At 66.9% G+C, this 19,315-nt stretch carries 14 protein-coding genes; 5 read left to right on the top strand and 9 right to left on the bottom strand.

What is annotated here, in order from left to right:
* Nucleotides 1-13: 13 nt before the first annotated feature.
* Both PKE72_RS06470 and PKE72_RS06475 read right to left on the bottom strand, forming a co-directional pair.
* A complete protein-coding gene (locus PKE72_RS06470) occupies nt 14-346 on the bottom strand; it encodes a hypothetical protein (RefSeq protein WP_271164547.1) in 333 nt (110 codons plus the stop codon).
* Nucleotides 346-780, bottom strand: a complete 435-nt coding sequence (locus PKE72_RS06475; protein ID WP_271164548.1) for a helix-turn-helix domain-containing protein — start codon at nt 778-780, stop codon at nt 346-348. Before PKE72_RS06475 ends, PKE72_RS06470 begins: the two co-directional genes overlap by 1 nt.
* Nucleotides 781-824: 44 nt before the next feature.
* On the opposite strand from PKE72_RS06475, the gene PKE72_RS06480 reads away from it, so the two are divergent.
* From PKE72_RS06480 to PKE72_RS06500, 5 genes are all read left to right on the top strand, one after another.
* Nucleotides 825-1,061: a helix-turn-helix domain-containing protein gene (locus PKE72_RS06480; protein WP_271164549.1), complete on the top strand. Its 237-nt coding sequence runs from the start codon at nt 825-827 to the stop codon at nt 1,059-1,061.
* Nucleotides 1,062-1,290: 229 nt separating this feature from the next.
* Entirely contained in the window at nt 1,291-2,835 is a 1,545-nt protein-coding gene (gene istA, locus PKE72_RS06485) for an IS21 family transposase (protein WP_271164550.1), read from the top strand.
* A complete protein-coding gene (istB, locus tag PKE72_RS06490; protein ID WP_271164551.1) occupies nt 2,832-3,563 on the top strand; it encodes an IS21-like element helper ATPase IstB in 732 nt (243 codons plus the stop codon). The genes istA and istB overlap by 4 nt, the downstream gene beginning before the upstream one ends.
* A gap of 185 nt (nt 3,564-3,748) precedes the next feature.
* Nucleotides 3,749-4,144: a hypothetical protein gene (locus PKE72_RS06495; protein ID WP_271164552.1), complete on the top strand. Its 396-nt coding sequence runs from the start codon at nt 3,749-3,751 to the stop codon at nt 4,142-4,144.
* A 7-nt stretch (nt 4,145-4,151) separates the two neighbouring features.
* A complete protein-coding gene (locus PKE72_RS06500) occupies nt 4,152-4,394 on the top strand; it encodes a hypothetical protein (RefSeq protein WP_271164553.1) in 243 nt (80 codons plus the stop codon).
* A gap of 252 nt (nt 4,395-4,646) precedes the next feature.
* On the opposite strand, the gene PKE72_RS06505 is transcribed toward PKE72_RS06500, so the two are convergent.
* The 7 genes from PKE72_RS06505 to PKE72_RS06535 all read right to left on the bottom strand — a co-directional run bounded on the left by PKE72_RS06505 (nt 4,647) and on the right by PKE72_RS06535 (nt 19,294).
* On the bottom strand, nt 4,647-5,555 hold the full coding sequence (locus tag PKE72_RS06505) for an aspartyl protease family protein (RefSeq protein ID WP_271164554.1): 909 nt from the start codon (nt 5,553-5,555) through the stop codon (nt 4,647-4,649).
* Nucleotides 5,556-5,650: 95 nt separating this feature from the next.
* Nucleotides 5,651-7,039: a sensor histidine kinase gene (locus PKE72_RS06510; RefSeq protein ID WP_271164555.1), complete on the bottom strand. Its 1,389-nt coding sequence runs from the start codon at nt 7,037-7,039 to the stop codon at nt 5,651-5,653.
* A gap of 120 nt (nt 7,040-7,159) precedes the next feature.
* A complete protein-coding gene (locus tag PKE72_RS06515) occupies nt 7,160-12,667 on the bottom strand; it encodes a tetratricopeptide repeat protein (RefSeq protein WP_271164556.1) in 5,508 nt (1,835 codons plus the stop codon).
* A gap of 10 nt (nt 12,668-12,677) precedes the next feature.
* A complete protein-coding gene (locus PKE72_RS06520; protein ID WP_271164557.1) occupies nt 12,678-15,152 on the bottom strand; it encodes a VWA domain-containing protein in 2,475 nt (824 codons plus the stop codon).
* Between the two features lie 10 nt (nt 15,153-15,162).
* Nucleotides 15,163-16,872, bottom strand: a complete 1,710-nt coding sequence (locus PKE72_RS06525) for a hypothetical protein (protein ID WP_271164558.1) — start codon at nt 16,870-16,872, stop codon at nt 15,163-15,165.
* The gene (locus PKE72_RS06530; RefSeq protein ID WP_271164559.1) at nt 16,869-17,828 is read right to left on the bottom strand and encodes a DUF58 domain-containing protein; all 960 of its coding nucleotides are present in this window, start codon (nt 17,826-17,828) and stop codon (nt 16,869-16,871) included. The genes PKE72_RS06525 and PKE72_RS06530 overlap by 4 nt, the downstream gene beginning before the upstream one ends.
* A complete protein-coding gene (locus PKE72_RS06535; RefSeq protein ID WP_271164560.1) occupies nt 17,828-19,294 on the bottom strand; it encodes a hypothetical protein in 1,467 nt (488 codons plus the stop codon). Before PKE72_RS06535 ends, PKE72_RS06530 begins: the two co-directional genes overlap by 1 nt.
* Between the last annotated feature and the right edge of the window lie 21 nt (nt 19,295-19,315).

Raw genomic sequence — 19,315 nt, forward strand, 5'->3', positions numbered from 1 at the left:
AACGAAAGCGAATTTATCGCGACGTGGCGTGCGCCTTTTGTCGATCCGCGATGCGCATGAACACCAGAGCCAGAACCATCAGGCCAAAGCTCAAGATGGATGGCGCCACCTCGGCCTGGCCCGACCACCCTTGGCTCACGATTAGGCCGTAGCTGCCGCCGAAACCGCAAAGAAGCGACGCTCGCCGCCATCGACCTTCGCGATGAAACGGGGGAGGCGCGAAGTCGTCAGCCAGGACGTCGTTCAACAATGCCCGTGCCTGTTCGCGCACATCGACAAGATCCGGCCTAACCGGCCTCTCTTTTGTTTTAAAAGGCAGGCGAATGAGGTTGTCGTCCTTCATCATCAAGCGGCCAGCCCCAGCGCTTGATTGACGAACTCGTCGTCAGACCCGCCCTGCGCGGCGAAGTGTCGATAGATCAGCAGGATCAAATCCGCCTTCTTGGTTGGCGTCAGCGTCTTGCGGGACTTGGCGAGCTTCGCCTCCACCTCTTCGATTGCGATCCTCATCAGGGCTAGATCCAGCCCGTTACGCCGGAACTCCGGGGCCTCTTCTTGGCCGTCCAGGACCCAGACGGGATCGGCATCGAACAGGCGATGAAGATCACGAACAGAGGATGCGGCGATCTCTCGCTCACCCCGCTCGTAGTTTTGATAGGTACGCGGCGCGACATTCAAAGCCTGAGCCATCTCGATCTGGGTCTTGCCCAGACGCGTGCGAAGGGACGCGAGGCGCTGACCGAGGCGCCGGTTGTCTAGGCGGGTTGCCAATGTCACCATTCTTGCTAACCTGAGACTCATTATTGCTAGTTCCGGATATAGCCATGATGATCGCCGAACGGCAACACCAACGTATCAAGGGGGCGCTGAAACTGCGGGGATCCTCGCTCTCTGCGGTCGCACGATCGCTGGACGTGGCTCCGACGACCGTGACGATCGTCAGCAAGGGCATTCGGCGCTCTCGACCTATCGAGGCTGCGATCGCCAGCGCGCTCGGCATGACGCCGGATGCACTTTGGCCGGATCGCTACAACGATTCCAAATCCGTGGAGGTGCGATGATCTGATCCGCAGAAACCATGCATCCAAGGAAAAGGGGCCCGCGTCGCCAAACGCAGAGCCCCTGAGATCAATGTCGTTTCTACCCGACCACTGATCTTCCCTTCGGACAGGCAAAAAGTCAACGCGCTCCTAGAGGCGCGCGATGAATCACGCCTGCGTCGGGCTCCGGCCGATGCCTTCGAACTCCATACCGCCGCAGTCGCGGCCATACGCATCCAAGGCCTTTCAAATGATTGATCTCGTGCGCGACCTGTCGCGCCTCATCCTCACGACCGAGTTCGGCAACCGCCAGATCTCCCGCATTCTCAAATGCGCACCCAACACAGTTCGCCGTTATCGACACCGGCTCGAAGAACTCCAGATGTCGTGGGACCAAGTCCAAATCATTAGTGACGCGGCGCTTTTGTCCCTGATCAACGACGGCCGGACAGGCCTCGCCAAGCCGTTCGTGATTCCGGATTGGTCTTTGGTTGAGCGAGAGCTCCGCCGTCCCGGCGTCACCGTCACACTGCTGTTTCAGGAATACCGTTCGACCTTGCCGCCGGAGGGGCAAGTCATGCTGTCCGAACGCGAGTTCGGGCGTCGCCTTCACGCGTTTCGAAACACCCTCTCCGCCTCCATGCGACAGGCCCACAAGGCGGGGGAGAAGCTCTTTGTGGACTTCAGCGGAAAGAGGATCGGCTACCGAACCGATGAGGGACGGAAAGTCCTCTGCGAAGTCTTCGTCGCCACACTGGGCGCCTCCGGCTACACCTATGTCGAAGCCGTGCGCAGTCAGACCCTGCCGGATTGGACCATGGCCCATGTCCGAGCGCTGGAGTTCTTCGGCGGCGCCCCGAAGATTTTCGTTCCCGACTGCCTGAAGTCCGGAGTCACGAGTTGGCGGCGGGGCGAGGTCGAGATCAATCCGACCTATGCCGAGGTGGCGGCGCATTACGGCGCCGTCGTCATTCCGGCACGACCGCGCAAACCCAAGGATAAAGCCCAGGTCGAACGCGCCGTTCTACTGGCTCAACGCTGGATTCTGGCGGCGCTGCGCAATCGCACCTTCTATTCGGTGGACGAGGTGAACGCCGCCATTCGACCGTTGCTTCAGGCCTACAATGATCGCCGCTTCACGCGTCGTAAGGATCAGAGCCGGCGTCTGCTGTTCGACAGCGTCGAACGTGCGGAACTGCGCTCCCTGCCTCTAAATCGGTTTGAGTTCGGCGCTTGGTCGAGCATGAAGACGCCGCGCGACTACCATGTCCTGGCCGATGGCCGGGCCTATTCCGTCCCTCACACTCTGATCGGGAAGTCCGTCAGAATCAGGCTCGGCGACCGGCTGGTTCGGATCTATCATCAGGGGCAGGAGGTCGCTGTTCATCCCCGCCGGACAGAAGGTTACGAGCCCACGACCCTGGCGACCCATCGTCCTCCCAACCATCGCGCCTGGGCGGAGCGTGATCCCGACGACGCCATTGTCTGGGCGACCGGCGTCGGACCGGGCGTAAAATCCATGGTCGAATCCTATCTCGAAGAGAACGCTAATCCCCTGATCCGGCAGCAGAAGCTGGGCGCGCTCAGAGCCCTTGCGCGTGAACATGGGCCTGAGCGGCTGGACAAGGCTTGCCGACGCGGGCTGCTGATCGGGGCACGGGCCGTCAGTTCGATCCGATCCATGCTCAAGACCCATATGGAGGACGCACCGATACATGAAGCCCCGCCGCAGCCCTCTGCCGTCAGTCCACATCGGAATGTGCGCGGCGCCGTCTATTTCGGCGGTGAAGCATGACCAGCCAGAACACCGACCGCCTGCACCAACTGGGTCTGAGCGGCATGGCCACCGCCTTGGACCGGCAGCGTGGGCTTCCCGCCTTCATGGGCTTGGGGTTCGACGAGCGTCTGGCGACTTTGATCGACGCCGAAAGCTCAGCCCGCGAGGATCGTCGCCTAAAACGCATCCTCAAACTGGCGAAACTCAAGACCCAGGCCATGCCGGAGGACATCGACTTCCGCAACGGTCGGGGTCTGGACCGTGCAATGGTGGCGGACCTATTGACCTGCGACTGGATCGAGCGCGGTCGCAACGGCATCATCACCGGTCCCTGCGGCGCCGGAAAGACCTGGCTCACTTGCGCCCTCGGGATGCAGGCGGCGCGTAATGGCTTCCCGGTCCTCTACCATCGCGTCAGTCTGTTGCTCGAAGCCATGGCGTTGGCGCATCAGGACGGGTCGATCTCCAAACTCCGCGCGACCTTGGCCAAGGCCAGATTGCTCATCCTGGACGACTTCGGGCTGGCCCGGTTCTCACCCCGAGGCAAGCAGGATCTCCTCGAGATCCTCGACGCCCGTGTCGGCGCCCAGTCCACCATCATCGCCGGCCAACTGCCGTTCCAGGACTGGCATGATCACATCGACGAACCTGCCCTCGCCGACGCCATACTGGATCGTATCATGCACACCTCCTTCCGGCTGGAACTGACCGGGGAGAGCATGCGCCGGCTGAAGTCGGGCGACTGAACAGTTGGGCCGGTCGAGCCGCGCTCACCGGCCCAATCTTCCATCAAAAGTGGGCATGGCTCTGGCACGGGGTGGTCATCTCGGCCGGCAGCCCCTGGGCAGCGATCTTGACGCCAGGTGGGCAAGTTCGTGGCTGACTACATTCCGCAGCCTGAGTAGGGGCTGAAGCGTCTCCGAGGACAGCCATGACGTTCCGGTTTATCCGCCACCCTGCCGGCTTGGCTGCGGCCGTACTGTCGCTGCTGTCCGGAAGCAGCGCAGCCGCACAGTCGCGGCTGGATCCCAAATCGGCCTCGATGGCGTTCGACCACGCCGGGTCCTTATGCGAAGCGGACCAAGGCCGCGCGTGGGGCGTCAGCCTGTGTGGCCCGATGCTTGTCGCCGACCCCGCGACGCGAGATTTCATCGCCGATATGGACGGTGCGGACACGACGCTTGAACGGGACGGAGAGGTCTTCAAGGGACATCTTCCCGATAGCGTGCCCATCGCCAATACGGCCGTGCGTTGGAACTGTCGCGTCTGGACCATGTTGCTCTCTCCCCTGCCGCTATGCCCGCTTCCCCGAGGCGCAGGCCGCTGAGGACGCCATGGAGCGGCACGAGGGGCTCGCCGAATACACCGGACGGATTCTGTCGCGTGACGACGAGATGATCCGCCATCTGACGGCTCTTCTGTCAGCCGACTGGTCGAGGCTGTCCGTCGAACACACCCGCGCGGTTCACACAGAAGACGGCTTTAAAGGCAGGGGGTGGACGCTTAAGCTTACGCCCGGCTGGGCGCTGACGCCGGGGCCGCGTGGTGGCGACTGGACCATTGAGCGACGACCTTGAGATCGACGGCCCGGTCTGAAATCTACAGATCGAGGTCAAGCTCCGGGCAGGCCCTCAGGAACGCAGGAAACGCGTGGGCGAAGGCCGTGGGGCAGGCGACGCGCGCTCAACATCGCGCCTGGATCGAGTTTTCGTCCGCGACCCTGTGCATTCGGAACGCGCAGCGGAATGAAATCCTGAAATGCTCGCCCCGCCAATCCGCGGGGAGGACGGACTCAAGCCGCCGAGCGTCCATGAAGGCCCTCCGCCTGATTATCGCGGAACGCGAATCTGCAGTTCGCCGCGCGGAAAATCGAGCGCATAAGCCTCTAGGCCATTCAGCAAATCGGCGCCGAGGATCAAATTCGGGCCGCCGTCAGCGCCCGCCTCGGCCGTCTCGTCTGCGGCGAAAATCAAGGGCACGTCGCGGAAGTTGACCGGGCCCAGTTTGATGCGGCCAACAGTCCCTCTCAGAACAGTCGTTCCGTGCTGAGTCGCACCGCGAATCTGTCCGGCCGGCGTGAGACGCGGATCGGTTTGCGCCCACCCCAAGGCGCTAAGAGCTCCTCCAGAAGCCACGGAGACGGCGGCGCCGGTATCGACCAGGGCCGTGAAGGCCACGCCGTCGATTTCAACCGGCACGGTCAGAAGTCCCTGATCATCCAGCCGTCCGGCTACGGCGGTAAAACCTTCTCGCGCGCCAGACGGTGCGATGCTTATGCGATTGGCGGACAGGTCGAACAAGACGCTGCTGTTGGAGAACATTTCCATGCCGATTATGCCGCGCGCCTCGGTGACGCTGGCATTGGGCAGGACAAGCATCCCGATGTCCTCGACCTCGAACAGAGCCGTTCTGAAGCGATCAACACCGTACAGTCCGGCCTGCTGTCGTCCCGCGACACCGCCGAGATTCATCTCGCCAACCTTGGGGAGCGCCAGTTCGTCAACCAGAAGCGGCGTCACAAGACTGGTCTGAGCGGCGGTGTCGACCACCAGACGAAATGGCCCCTTGCCGTTGATCTCGGCGTCGATGGTGGGCCGACCGCGTGTGTCACGGGTCAAGACCGCACCCGCCTGTCCGGACGAGCGCGCCTCGCCGGCTGGGGGCTGTCGCTGCGGTTCGTCGGCCGCGAGCGGCGTGTCAGCCAAAGCCAGGCTGGCGATCAGGATCAGCAGGTGCATGATGGGGCTCCGGGGCAGATGGAGCTTCTGTAGCGGGCCAAGCTGATCGGAAACTGGCGCCGTCCCAATTTCGGCCTAACGCAATGGGCTCGTCGTCAGGGTCTCGAAGAAATGTCCGGATCGAACCGTAGCGCCACCTCCGCGCCGCCGTCCAAGCCTTCGCCAATCTTCACCGCGCCCTCATGCCGATCGACCACCGCCTTGACGATGGCGAGACCCAGGCCATAGCCTGCGCGGCCGGTCGAAAACCGCGTGAACGGCTCGAACAGGGTTTTGATCTGCTCGCTGGGAATGCCAGGTCCCTGGTCGCGCACCCTGACCCACCCGTCCTTGTCCAACCTCACCACGACACGCTGACCTTCGGCCGAAAATGACAGAGCGTTGTCGATGACATTGCCGATCGCCGTCTCGACAAGGCTCGGATCGGCCCAGAGGTCATACCGTGTGACTTCCCGTTCGAAGACCAGATCCAGACCACGGCGCCGCGCCACCACTTCCCGCTCTCCGACTGCACGGCCGGTCAGGGTCACTAGGTCAGTCGCCTTCAGAGGGGCCGGCGCCTCGCCGATCGTCATGAGCTTCAGCAACTGGTTGGCGAGATCGGTCAATCGACGCACGTCCGAGATCAGCTTCTCCTTCAGCCGGCCGTCGTCCATGATCTCCAGACGCGTCCGCAGGACCGTAAGCGGCGTGCGCATCTCGTGCGCCGCCGCCGAAAGGAAGAAGCGCTGGCGCCGCTGCGCTTCATCGACGCGCAGGATCATCTGGTTGAGCGCCGAGACCAAGGGCGCGACTTCCAGAGGCAGACCCTTTTCCGGAAACAGCTCCCCTAGATTGTCGGGATCGAGATCGCGCGCCAGGGCGGCCACCCGGCGTATCCTAAGAACATTCGCCAAAAGGATGACGGCGAAGACCACGAAGGCCGCCGCCACGGTGAATAAAAAGATGCCGCCGTAGGACCAGATGAACTTGCCGTAGAGCCGAACCGAGCCGGTTGCGGCGCTCGCCGTGGCGTATTCGATCCCAGCATATTCGTAATAACTGGCCTGGCCGCCGCAATCCGCATAGGCGAGGAAACTGCGTCCGGGGCCACCGGGATCATTGATGGTGCTGTTCAGGCAAAGTCCAGGATAGGCGGCGGTCAGATTCTGACGCTGAAGCCGATCAAACGCTAGGCTGATGAAGAAGGGCGTCCCTTCGCCTGAGCGGAACTCCTTCCCCTGAACACGGACGAAATAGCGAAACTGCGGATTATGGGCCTTGATGTCGCGCAACACCGGATCGGCCTCAAGATCGCCTCCCGTTCCCGCCTGCTCGCGCTCGGCGAAAGCAAACCGCCCAAGCGCTTCTGAGGCGCTGGACGCCGTGATCTCCAGCGGGTCTGCGACGCCGCTGGGCTCGACCGAAAGGAGCGGCCGAAGCGTGAAGAAATAGACCCCAAAGCCGACGAACAGGATGGTGATGATCGCCAGTTGTCCGAACATGGATCGGTACAGACTTCGTATCGTCAGGCCCAATCCATCCTCCCCGCCCCGAGGCGCTTTCGCAGCATCTTAACCTAGGCTGGTCTGGGCCCAAACACCGTGCTTGCAGCAGCCTATGGCTCAGTCGCCGGCGACCAAGTCCGTGAAACGGTTGCTGACGGAACTCGCGGCTTGTCGCCTCAGAAGCGCCGCGAGGTCTTTTCTGATCCGATCTGCAGCGGGCGGGTCCGAGAATGCGGCCAAGGCCTGGGAAAAGGCGTCTGCGTCCAATGGCGGATCACCGGGATCTGCATAGTCGCGGCTTGTCGGATACAGGCTTTGCAGCAGGGCGGCTTGGATCAGCGCCGAAGCGATCGCGCTCTCGCCGGCGCGTCCATAGGCCCGCGCAGCCGCCAACCTCAGGCCGGCCGATGGCGTCGCGACGAAGCGCAACTGTCGGGTCAGCCCGACCAGACGACCGCTGTCGAGCGCCTCAGGCGCCCGGTTTTCCAGGGCGAGAAAAAGGGCCAGGTCGTCCACCCCGATCGGCGGACCGGACAAGCGCTCGGCCAGGGCGTCAAGCCGGGCCCGCCCGGCGCCCTGGGTCCAGAGCCCCTGCGCCACCCGGTCATAAAGCCGCATCTGCCGCGCCTGCATGATTGCGGACAGGCTCGAAAGCTCGCTTTCCAGCTCCGCCGTCACAGCGGGGTCGTTCGTGACGGCCGCAACGACCGACGCGCCGTAGCCGGCGGCGGCCGGATCGGCCAGGCTGTCGATCAGGGCCTGACGATCGGCCGTGTCGCCGTCTTCGCGCCCGCGTGGCGCCGTGGACCGCCAAAGGCCTCGCAAGGCATCGGCTCTCGCAGCGCCCTGCATCTGCGGCGCAATCAGTCGATCAAGCGGCCGGTCGGCCGCCGCGGGCGTCCACTCGGGCTCTTGGACCGCTAGGCCGACGACAGCCGGCGCTTGCGGAAAGCGTTGTCGATAGGCGGACCAGACCGGCTCGAAAGCGCTCAATAGGTCAAATTCGCCGGAACGCGGCTCTGCGGCTCGGCTTGCAAGCTGGCCGATCCATTCGGGGTCGTCCAGGTCCACGCTGGCGGATTCAGCGATGCGCGCCGCGCCCTCTGCATTGTCCGTCAGCCGATAGGCCAGGCCCAGCACCGTCCCGAGCACCTGATCATCCGATCGGGTGGCCGCATAGGGCGCGGCGCTCGCGACAAGAGCGCTAAAATCTTCCGCCTTGGCCTGGATCAAGATGAGGCCTGCGACATAGACGCCGTTCCCCGGCTCAATGGAAACCAGTCTGGCGTAGGCGGCCGCGACCTTGGCGTCGACCGGCGTCTTGGTCGCTTCGCCTCGCAGGAACCGTGTCTGGAAACGGGCCGTCTCCTCGCGGGTCGGCCGAGGCGTCGCCAGAAAAGCGTCGAACGCGGCCTGACGTTCGGCCTCGAACCTCTGGGTCAGCAGGGTGGTCAGGCTCAACGGCGGCGTGTCCATCGCCTCAATCACCGCCGTCAGGGCGTCGAAAGCCCGGGCGCGATCACCCGCAAACCAGGCTGTGAGAACCTCCGGCAGGCGGGCGCTATCGACATGGCGCGCCGCCAGGGCCCGGGCGCCCGCGATCAGAACATCCCGATTGGCGGTCGGCGCATCCAAGCGCAGCAGCAGAGCGGCAAATCCGGCGCCGGTATTGGGCGCCTCGGATCTTTCAGCGCCAATGTCCCGGATCAGCACGGCTTGAAGCCGCGCCCTTTGCGCGGCGTTGATCTCCGCGTCCAACAGGTGGTCGGCGATGGCGTCCTGAAGGCCCGACGCCGAACCGGTCTGTTCCAGACGTTCGACGAGGGCTTCGTAGAGATCGATGAGCCGATCCGGATCGAACCTTTGGGTCATCACCTGCAAAGGCGTCGGCCCGCCTCGCGTGCGACCTGCGGCGCCTGCGACCGGAAGCGGGTCATTGCCTCGCGAGACCAGCAGCGGGATGAGGACGTCATCCGAGAGCAGGCGACGACCGGCGACGGCCTCCAGTTTGGCGAACCGAGCGGGATCAATGCGATAGACGTCATACAGGGCAAGATCGTTGAAGGGCGTGCGCGCCAGCGGCGCCAGAATATCCTCTCGCACGATCTCGGGACGATCCACGTCCGCCGCCTTCAGCAATAATGACACAAGCATCGGCGGTTGATTTTCGGTCACGCCCCTTTCGCGTTCAACTCGCCAGGGCGCGTCCGCCGCGATCGCCTGGTCGGTCAGGGTGCGAATGCGGGCGCGGTCGCCGGCTTCGAAAGCAAGCGTCAGCCCCAGGTCGAAATCGCCGTTCGCCTCCGCCTGGCGCCGCAGATCCGCAATGGGCCAGTCGCGGCTCGTCGCGGTGCTCGCCTGAGCAACCGGCCCCGGAAGATCGGCCAGGACGCCCCTCGCCTCAGGATCGTCAGCGAAAGGCGTAAGGAGCGACGTCTGGAGCTCGTCCAGATCGGCGTCGCCCAAGAAGGTCGCGAGCCGCTGGTTAATCCGGGCGATCAAGGCCAGTCTGGGATAGGCAGCCAGTTTGGCTGATCCGCCTGGTGCGGTTTGCGGACGCAGCGCGGCAGAGGACGCCGTACCGCGCCAGGCGGCGAGCCGTGCGGGGGTTTCACCGGCGGGCCAAGTCAACAGCGCGCCTTCGATCAGGGTTGGGGCGTACTGCGCCGCATCGAGCGCCTTCAAGGCGTCGCCGGCCCTCTGCGAGGGCTGGCGCTGCACAAGGGCGTTCAGCCCGCGCCAATACAGGGCGCTCGCCTCCGACGTCTGTCCCGACTGTTCCAACAAGACGGCCGTGCGGGCGATCAGGTCCAGATTGTCCTGATCCTGCAAAAGGGCCACGCGGTAGCTCGCCAAGGCTTCACGCGTCAGTCCGGCCTCCGCATAGGCCTCGCCCCGCAAGGCGTCCACATTCACCAGCCCCCCGATGTCGCCCATCAGCCCAAAAGCGCGTTCGGCGCCGGCGACATCGCCTGCCTTGAGGAAGGTCTGAGCGAGGTCCGCATAGACTTCGGGCGGATAAGGCTTTCGCATGGCCACCAGGCGACGGCCATAGATCGCCTTTCGCGCGGGATCGCCCACAGCCGTTTCACTGGCGGAGGTGAGGCTGATCAGCTGGCGAAGAACCGCCGGCTTCTGGTCCCCCGCAACCGCCAGGGACGACTGGAGGGCCCGCAACTGCAGCTCCGGATCGCCGCGCTCCTGGCCGATGTCGCCGACCAGCGACGACAGCCGCACATCGTCTCCATCTTGCAGGATGCGCTCCAGCGCCGCGCGCCTCGCCCAGCCCAACCGGGCCTGGGACAGATCGGTTGGAACCGGATCGCTGTTGGCGTCGCCGGCGGCCAGGCCGTCCAGAAGGCCGTTCAGGGCGGCCACGAAGGCCGCGCCGCTGGGCGCCGTCTCAGCCTTGAACTGCAAGAGACCGGCGGCTTGCGCCACCCATCCTTCAGCCTTCAGCGCAGCGGTGTATTCCAGCAGGGCGTCGACGTCCGCAGGGGCCAGAGCCAAGGCGCGGCGGTGTTCGGACAGCGCCTCGGCCCGCCGATATCCGGAGGTATAGATCGAGGCCGCGAACCGCGCCGCCTCGACATCGTCGAGTTTGCCGGCCGCGCGCATCTGCGCCATCAGGTCATCGATCCGGCGATTGCGATCCGCCTCGCTCTCGGCGGCGTCCGGGAAACGCAGCACATTGATGATCAGGCGGCGCAGATAGGCGTCCGCATTGGCCGGATCGACCTGGGCCAATCGGGCCAGGCTGGCGTTGAGCCCAGGATAGTTCCTGAGCCGCGCCTGGACGGCCGCGAGTTGCTCTAGGGTTCGGACCTCGCCCGACCGCGAGCGTTCGGCGTAACGCCGGACGGCTAGCTCGGCGCCGGCGCCGTCCTGCTGCGCGATGCGGATTTCGACCAACAGGCTCACTTCGCCCTGGTCTGCGGCGCCCGAGGTGATCCGCCCTTCGAGTTCGGCAGCGATCGGCTCAAGCTGACCCGTCTGCTGAGCGGCGCGAATGATCTGGCGCTGAAGGAAAACCTTCCGCGCCGGAAGCTGGGTTCGCGCCCAAAGCACGCGCCAGCGTGCCAATGCCTCCGCAGGCTTGCCGGCGGCGAAGGCCAGATCCGCGATATGGGCCTGCTGATCGTCATCCAGAACGCCGCCGCGCGACTCTACGCCCAGCAAGGTTTCAAGCGCCAAGTCCTGGCGGCCCAGGCGCTCATAGTCTTCGGCGACCGCCACAAGCACCGCCGTATCGCGCGGCGCGGCTGCGGACAGGGCGCGAAGACCCGCCTCGGCCTCGGCCTCCCGACCCTGATCTATGGCGGTCTCGACCTCGAAGCGACGGATCGCAGCGGTGACCGCCGGGGACGAACCGGCGTCACCAAGGATGCGGGACGCCTGTTCGCCCATTCCCATGCCGATCATCTTGCGCGCGGTCTCGATCTGCACGTCCGGGTCGGCGCGATTGGCGACAGCGAGGCCGCGATAGACCTCTACGGCCTCATCCGCCTTGCCCTGCTCGAGATAAAGGGCCGCGAGGCCGTCCGCCCAACGGGAATCGTCCGGTCGAGCGCGGATCAGACGCCGATACTCAGCCTCGACCTCAGCCGCGCGACCCGCCGTCTTGAGAACGCTAAGGAGCCGCTCGCGCAGCGCCGGGTCGCCAGTCTGTTGAACCATGGCGACGGCGTCGTCGTAACGCCGCAACTCCAAAAGGACATCCAGCCGCGCCTGATCTACGTCCGGTCCGCGCGGCTTCTCCGCCAGGAAGCGCTCGGCGCCCGTAAGCTGATCTGCTGTTCGATAGGCTTCAACCAGAAGCGCCAGGGCGTAGCGTCGATCCTCGGTCGTCCCGGCAGCCTCCACGGCGCGCCAGGCCGAGGCTGCGGCCGCATCCGGCGAACCCTGCCCGATAGCCCAGTCCGCCAACCGCACGGCGTCGCTGTAGCGCGCACCGGCCTCCGTTCGTGGTCGATAAAGCGCGGCGGCGTCGCTGGGCCGTCCGAGGAGGCCGAGAACGGCCGCCGCCCGGTTGGCCATGACCACGTCCCCGGATCCCGCCAGCTGAGCCAGGGCGTCTGGTTTTCGTCCCATCGCCCCGATGATGGCCAGGCGACGGTCCAGCAGGGCGCGTTCTTCGGCGTCGCCCGACTGCGCCCGCGCCCGTTCATACCAGACCGACGCCGCGCCCGCCTGGTTCTGAATGTCCAGCAGCCGACCGCGCAGAAGCAGGGCGTCGGTGGACTGGCAGCGGTCGAGGGCGGCGGAGACCGTGTCGGTCGCCGCATCGACATCGCCGTCACGCCATTCCAGAACCGCTTTCAGAACGGCGATCCGGCAGGCGTGCTCCGGATCGGCGCCCACCGCCAGTTCGTCCAGGCGGCCATAGACGCCGCTCAGGTCGTTTGCGAGCACGGCGCGGGCGTACAGACGATCCGCCATGGCGAAGTCGAGCCGCGCGCCGGACAGCACCACGTCGATCATGGGGCGGGCGTCGGCGCTGTTCTGCGTCGAGAGCGTCGAAACCTCGCCGGCAGGCGACGCGGTCTGCGCCGTCACGGGCGCGGCGACCGCGCCGCCCAGGCTGAGGCCGAGCGCGAGAAACAGGGAGCGTGATCGCAAGGTCATGATCTCGATCTCAAACGGCGATCCGCCGGGGCGGCCAGCGACGATAGACGATGTCGACGACATAGAGAGCCAGCGCCAGCCAACAGAGCCAGCCCCAAAGGTCCAGCGCCGACGCCGGAGATCGCGCCGGCGGGGGGACGACAGCGCCGACACGAGAGGGATCTTCGATCACGGTCCCGCCTGTCAGACGCGCGAGTTGGTCCAGCGGCAGGCCGTCGGTCTCAGAGACCGGGCGGTCAGCCTGACCGCCGGCGATCGCCGCAAGAGCCGCACGGGTCACACCGCGCCCGTCGCGAACCTCGACCTGCGCCGGCGCATCCGCCGGCGCCCCCCCTTCCACCGTGAACAGGCCCGGCGCCCGCTCGACGGCCGAAAGGGCAGGACCGGCCTGGCCGGCGGGGTTCAACAGGCGGATTTGCGGCGCATCGCCGTCGCCGCCGCGAATGCGCTGAGCCACAATCTTTAGCCGGTCGCCCACGCGACCGAGACGAACGTCCCACTCGGGGCGGGGATCGGCCGTGCGGGCGATCAGACCCTGTATCCAGTCACCGTAGCCGGACCAAGCCCGCCAGTTGGCCGTTCCCGCCCCGACCGGTTCGGTCATCAGCGCCGTGACCCGGCCGGCGCCCCATTGCCAGGAGGCCAGGACCGGTTCCCCGGCCGTGGTGCGGATCAGGGTCTCAGCCGGCGGCTTCACGCCCGCCTGGGCGTAGCCGTCCAACTGTCGGGGTGGGGCCGCCGCCAGGCCGCCCCATCCGTAGGACGGAGCCGACGCGGCCAGGACGAACCCACCGCGCTTGACGCCCGGCTGAGGTTTCTGCTGCGGCTGTTTGAGGTTGATCTCCACCAGACTGAACTCGTCGCTGACGACATAGAAGCGGCCCCGCCCGAGCCGCGCCCACTGCGCCATGCGGGCCTCGCCCTCGGGGCTGCCGCCGACAAGAACGGTCGAAACGGTCACCTGATCCTGAGCGATGTGCCGGATCAGTTGCGGATAGCGGTCGGCGTTCACCCCCGCGTCCGAGATCACCAGGATATGGCGATAGCGGGCCTGGGTGTTCTGCAGCCCATAATAGGCTTCTTGAAGAGCGCCGAAGAGATGTTCGCTCCCGCCCTGGGCCTGGACACGGCCGATGGCGCGCTCCACCTCAGGAATGTCCCGCGCGGGCTGCATCGGCGCCACCCATTGGCGACCGCCGTAGAACTCGACCACGCCGACGCTGTCGGCCGGCGTCAATTTGCGCACCGCAAGACGCGCGACCTGTTTGCCGAGTTCAAGCGGGGCGCCCAGCATCGAACCTGATGTGTCGATCACCACGGCGACGGCGACGCTGGGGTCCTCGGTCTGCACCTCCTGGCGGATCGTCACGGGCAAGGCGGCGGAGAGCGGCGAGCCGGCGTAACCGCCCGCGGCGAAGGCGCTGTCGCCACCGGACACCATCAGGCCGAGCCCTTGAGTGCGCACCGCCTCGATCAGCCTATGCTGCGACGGCGCCGGCAGAGCCGACGCGGGCACGTCATCGAGCAACACCGCGCGATAGGCGGACAGATCGACGGCGGCGAGGGCCGCAGGCGCCTGGCTGTCGATGCGGAGACCTTGGCCCGCGAGCCTCTGGAGCGCCGCCGCCCCTCCCGTCTGGCGCCCGTCAACATAGAGAATCGGCAGCGGATCCTGGACGGCCGCCGCCGTCTCGAACACACTGACAACGGCGCCGCCGCGCATCAGCTCGACACGCAGCGGCATGAAGCCGGACTTGTCGACCGGCACGTCCAAAGCCACACCGACGGTGCCGTCGAGGTCGAAGGGTCCCGCCCCGCCCAGGCGCCGATCGCCGCTGAACACCGCCAGGGACATATCCTGCCCCGCTCCGTCCAGCCGCACGCGAACCGAGACGCGTTCGCCGGCGCGCACTGGGGGGATGGCGACGTCGGCGATGAAGGCGTCGCGTCGTCCGGCGCTGATCGGGACGCTGTCCACGACCACGCCGCGCGCCAGCAGGGCGTCGACGGACCGCCCCCAGGCGCGATCGGCGCCCAGGCCGTCGCCAATCATCGTGACCCGCCCCTCGGATCCCAAAGGAAAGGCGGCCAGAGCCAGGTTGAGGGCGTGAGGCAGGCCGCCGGTCTCGCCGCCGTCCGGCAGGGTGACATGTCGCGTGGCCTTCAGCGCCAGAGGGGCGCCGCCGCGCTGGATGACCACCACGGGCCCGTTTCGTTCCGCGCGGGCCAGGACAGACTGGGCCGCCGAGACAGCTTGGGCGCGTGAAGCCGGCGAAAGCGCGGCGCCCTGATCCACTATGATAACCGACGTCGAGCCGCCCCGCCGCACGATCAGGCTGGGCTGAGCCAGCGCCGCCACGAGCGCGAGGAAGACGACCGTACGAAGCCCTACCCGCATCCTGGCGGCCTTGCGCGCCCACCAGACGAACCCGGGAATCAGGAGCAGGAGCCAGCCCGCCTCGGGGTGGAGAAAGGTCAGGGTCACGACGCGGTCCTCAAGCCATCGCGCCGCGCTGGTGCAGCCGCCACTCGAACAGCAGCAGCAGACCGGCGATCACGACGAGCAGGATGAAAAGAAGATCGACCGCCGGTCCGCGCACCGAGGTCACGACCATATCGGCGGGCGCAGCGCGGGCGGCGTCCATCGTGATCTCGCGGTTCGTCAAGGCGACGGCCAGGCGCAGGTCGCCGATCCGGGTTTCGCCCGCCTGGTTCAGGAACAGATCGCCCTTCATTGCGCGATCAGCGATCCGGCGATCGGACGACAGACCGAACAGATCCGACTGGTCGGTCAGATCGGTTCCGGCCTGGGCGTAAGGAATCCAGGGCCCAGCGTCCGCCAGCCAGGACAGGGTGCGCGCCACAAAGACGGGAAAGCTCGAGGCCGCCGGAAAGCCGCCGGCCTCGTCGAAAAGGGCCGACCAGACGGCGACGCCTCGCTGCTGACCCGGACGAGTTTCAGCCGCAACGTCGCGTCGGGTGAAACGGGCCAGCGCCTGGGTCTCGATCGCCGACACGCCCAGGGCGTCGAGCGCGCCGGCCAGGTTGGGCTCTGCCTCGTCGGCGCCATAGGTGAAGACGAAGGCGCTCTGATCCCCGGCCTGGCTCACGACCAGGGCCGGCCGCCCCTCCCCGAACCACTCGCTCCCGCGCCGCACCACGACCTGGGCGTCTTGCGGCGCGGTGACTGTAAAGGCGGGATTGAGCCGAACGGCGCGCACGACGGCGGCAGGCGCTCCGGGCGACAGGGCGACGCGCACCGGACGTCTGTCCGGCAGACGCAACCCGGCTTGATCGTCCGCCGGGAATGCGTCGGAGCGCGCAAGCCGGACGGCGAACAGGCCGCCGTCCGCGATCACGTCGCGAACGACCAGTCGTCCGTCGGGACGGGCAAGGGTTTCGACCGCGACATCGCGCCCGTCGCGGCTGAACCGCAGGGCGTCGGCCGGCAGAGAAACGCCATCCGCGCCGATCGCCTCGACGAGTATATCCGCTCGCCCGGCGTCTCCAGAGGCGGCGGGCGAGGCGCCGAGGGCGACTATGCCCCGATTGTCCGGAGTCGGCGCGGCCAGATAGCCGTAGACGAGACGCCGACCCGCCGACGGGGTGACAGGCCGCGCGCCCGACCAGGCGCCGTAATAGTGGAAGACAGTGGGCCGACGGGGCGACGCTGCGCCATCCAGCTCCGGACTGACGAAGGCCTCCGCAAAGCTGGAGGGCGCGGGCCGAGCTCGAACGCCGTCCAGCCGTTGGCTCAGAAGGGCGAGGTTTTCGCCGGGTTGGAGAAGCGGCGTGGCGACGGCGCCGTCGAGATAGACCCTGCGGCGGGCGGGGTCGGTGTTGCGGGCATCCGCGATCAGGGCGCGGCGCGCCTGCGCCAGGTCGTCGCGGCCCATCAGTCCGGCCGAGGCGTCGAGATAAAAGATATGATCCGCAGCATCTCGCGCGGGCGCCATCTCGGGTCGCGCCCCCGCGAACCAGAGCAATAGGGCGATCGCCACGATCAGCAGATAGGCCAACCATCGCTGGAACCGCTGCCGAAACACCCGCAAGGGCGTGACCCTGGCCGCCTGCGCCCAAAGACCGGCCGCAGCGATCCGCACAAGCTTCTGGCGCGCCTTCAGAATCTGCAGCGCGAAGAGCAGGGCGGCGAGGCCGAAGGCGCCGGCGATGACGGCCCAGACCGGAAGAGACAGGAAGCTCACAGCTTGACCCCGCCCTGGCCGAACAGGACAGACAGTTGGTCGCGCACCGGCCGGTCGGCGTCGATCTGGACCAGACCCGCGCCGCGGCTCCGGGCGAAGTCCGACAAGGTGTCGCTGAAACGGCGGTAGGCGGCCTTGTAGCGCGCCATCAGATCGGGCGTAACCGTGACCGAGGTCGGCTGAACCTGTTCGCCGTCTTCCAGCAGGATGTCGCCGTTCAGCTCCGGATGACGCTCGGGATCGGCGTCATAGGATTTGACGATCTGCACCAGGAGCAGGCGATGCGGCAGCTGTTCCAGCCCCCGCACCACCGCCTCGACGCCTGCTTCGTCGAAAAAGTCCGACACCACAATCACCAGGCCTTGGCGCAGACGAAGGCTGGCCAGGTGTGAAAGGGCCGCCGCCAAGCCTGTGCCTTGCAGCGCCGAATATCCGGCCAGACTGTGGGCCACGCGCGAGAGATTGCCCTTGCCCGACACCGCTCGGAACTCGATCTCGAGCGTGTCCGAGAAGGGGAACAGGCCGACGGAATCATGCTGGTCCAAGGCCACGGTCGCCAGGGCCAGGGTCGCCGCCTGCGCGGCGTGGATGCGCGGCGGCTGCTCGACGAACAAGCTGCGAGACCGGTCGACCAGGAAATAGACCGGCATATCCTGGCTTTCCTCAAACACCCGCACGAACAGGCGCCCCAGGCGGCGATAGACGTTCCAGTCGATGGCGCGCAGGTCGTCGCCCGCCACATAGGGTTTGAAGTCGGCGAACTCGGCGCCCTGCCCGCGCGCGTTTGTCCTTTGCTCGGCCAGGCGCCCGCCCTTCTGAGCCCGCGAAATCCGCAACGAAAAGGGCCGAACCGCAGCCAGAAAGGCCGGATCGAACAGGGCCTCGAAGGTCAGGGGGTCGGCCAGACCCGCGACGGCGGCAGGAGCGGCGACGGCCGCGCGACGGCGAAACAGCATCAACGGCCGCCCCCGTTTCGCGCGTTGAAATAATCGCGCGTGACACGCTGTTCCTGGGCGCTGGCCGGCCGAGAGGCCGTCCGCCCCGCCTCGCCCTGAGCGGTTCCACGGTCCTGCGCGCTCGCGCTTCCCGCCGGTAGGGGCTGGGGCGCGCCGTCGCGGGTCGTGGTGCGAATGCGACCGGGACTGATCATGCCGCTGAGGCGATCCTGCATCGGGGTCGCCAGCATCAGGCTGGAGACCCCACGCCCCTTCTTCGGCCCAGTGTCGGCCCCGCTCGGGTTGCCGTTCTCACCCTGTCCCCCGCCCTGCTCGCGACCGGACTGGCCCTGATCGCCGCGACGACTGCGGCCCGGCTGCTGACCTTCACCGTTTTGCGACGGCCCGGAGCCTTCCTGGGGCGGCTGCGGCCGGCTGGCCGGCGGCGCGGCCTGACGGGCGCCGGCGAACTGTCCGCTCGACGCTTGGGACGCCGGCGCGTCGGCGTCGTCCTTTTCGCCAGGCTCGCCAGGGGTCTGTTGCGCCTCATCGCGAGGTTGTTCCCCCTCGTGGTCTTGGGCGGCGGCGCTTTGCGAGGCGCTGGTTCCCGCCGCGCCCTGAGCGCCGCGCCCCGCGCCCTCGCCGCCGGCGGCGGCCTGGGACGGCGCCGACGGCCTGACGGTGGCGCTTTGCGCCGCAATGGCGGCGCCGCCCGACGACGACAGGCGCGCCATCAGGCGCTGGAACGCCGCAACCAGCCTCGCCCCGGGCGTATCCTGACCGGGCCGAACCGCAGCCTTGACGTCCCCCTCTTGCGTTGAAGACGGCGCCGCACCCGGGATCGACGGCGGCCGGATCGAAGAGGCAGGGAGCTCCGCGACGGACGGTCGTGACGTGACGCCGAACGTCGCAGGATTCGACTCGCCGGCGCCGGCTCCAGCAGCGAACTGAGGAGCGACGAAGGCGGCGACAAGGCACACAAGGCCCGCGACCGGCCACAGCCACAGGCGCGACCGGCCCAACTTCAAAGGGGCGGCCTCATCATCCACTGCGCTGGCTTGGGCCCGCGCCACCCAGGGCGCGGCCTCCTGCAGGGCGGCGTCATGAAAAGCGGTTCGGCGATCCAGTCGCTCGAACTCGTCGGACGTTTGCAATCGGTCGTTCAGCCGCAACCGATGGTCGAGAAGGGCCAGAGCGGCGGCGCGGGGACGCGCGGGGACGCGACGCGCCCGGACATAGCCGAAGGCCGCCGAAGCGATCGGCACGCCGGCGAGGGCGATGACCGCCGTCGTCAGGGTCGGTGCGACGAAGGGGGCGGAAAGGAGAAGCGCCAGCGGACCGATCGCCGAAGCGGCGGCCGCCCAAGTCAAGGCCTGCCGGAAGGCCTGACGGCGTTCCTTCGTCGACAGCATATTGCGCCCGCGCGTCTCGAGGCGATCGAGGCGACGACGCAATCCATCATCGACGCCCTGGATCATCCGTTCCATTTCGACCCGCGCAAACTCATC

It is taken from the genome of Brevundimonas intermedia (genome assembly GCF_027922165.1).
Classification (GTDB): Bacteria; Pseudomonadota; Alphaproteobacteria; order Caulobacterales; family Caulobacteraceae; genus Brevundimonas; species Brevundimonas intermedia.

Bases quoted from the DNA above. Each gene is read 5' to 3' on its own strand.
- PKE72_RS06470 (WP_271164547.1), bottom strand. From the start codon at position 346: ATGATGAAGGACGACAACCTCATTCGCCTGCCTTTTAAAACAAAAGAG.
- PKE72_RS06475 (WP_271164548.1), bottom strand. From the start codon at position 780: ATGGTGACATTGGCAACCCGCCTAGACAACCGGCGCCTCGGTCAGCGC.
- PKE72_RS06480 (WP_271164549.1), top strand. From the start codon at position 825: ATGATGATCGCCGAACGGCAACACCAACGTATCAAGGGGGCGCTGAAA.
- istA (WP_271164550.1), top strand. From the start codon at position 1,291: ATGATTGATCTCGTGCGCGACCTGTCGCGCCTCATCCTCACGACCGAG.
- istB (WP_271164551.1), top strand. From the start codon at position 2,832: ATGACCAGCCAGAACACCGACCGCCTGCACCAACTGGGTCTGAGCGGC.
- PKE72_RS06495 (WP_271164552.1), top strand. From the start codon at position 3,749: ATGACGTTCCGGTTTATCCGCCACCCTGCCGGCTTGGCTGCGGCCGTA.
- PKE72_RS06500 (WP_271164553.1), top strand. From the start codon at position 4,152: ATGGAGCGGCACGAGGGGCTCGCCGAATACACCGGACGGATTCTGTCG.
- PKE72_RS06505 (WP_271164554.1), bottom strand. From the start codon at position 5,555: ATGCACCTGCTGATCCTGATCGCCAGCCTGGCTTTGGCTGACACGCCG.
- PKE72_RS06510 (WP_271164555.1), bottom strand. From the start codon at position 7,039: ATGTTCGGACAACTGGCGATCATCACCATCCTGTTCGTCGGCTTTGGG.
- PKE72_RS06515 (WP_271164556.1), bottom strand. From the start codon at position 12,667: ATGACCTTGCGATCACGCTCCCTGTTTCTCGCGCTCGGCCTCAGCCTG.
- PKE72_RS06530 (WP_271164559.1), bottom strand. From the start codon at position 17,828: ATGCTGTTTCGCCGTCGCGCGGCCGTCGCCGCTCCTGCCGCCGTCGCG.
- PKE72_RS06535 (WP_271164560.1), bottom strand. From the start codon at position 19,294: ATGGAACGGATGATCCAGGGCGTCGATGATGGATTGCGTCGTCGCCTC.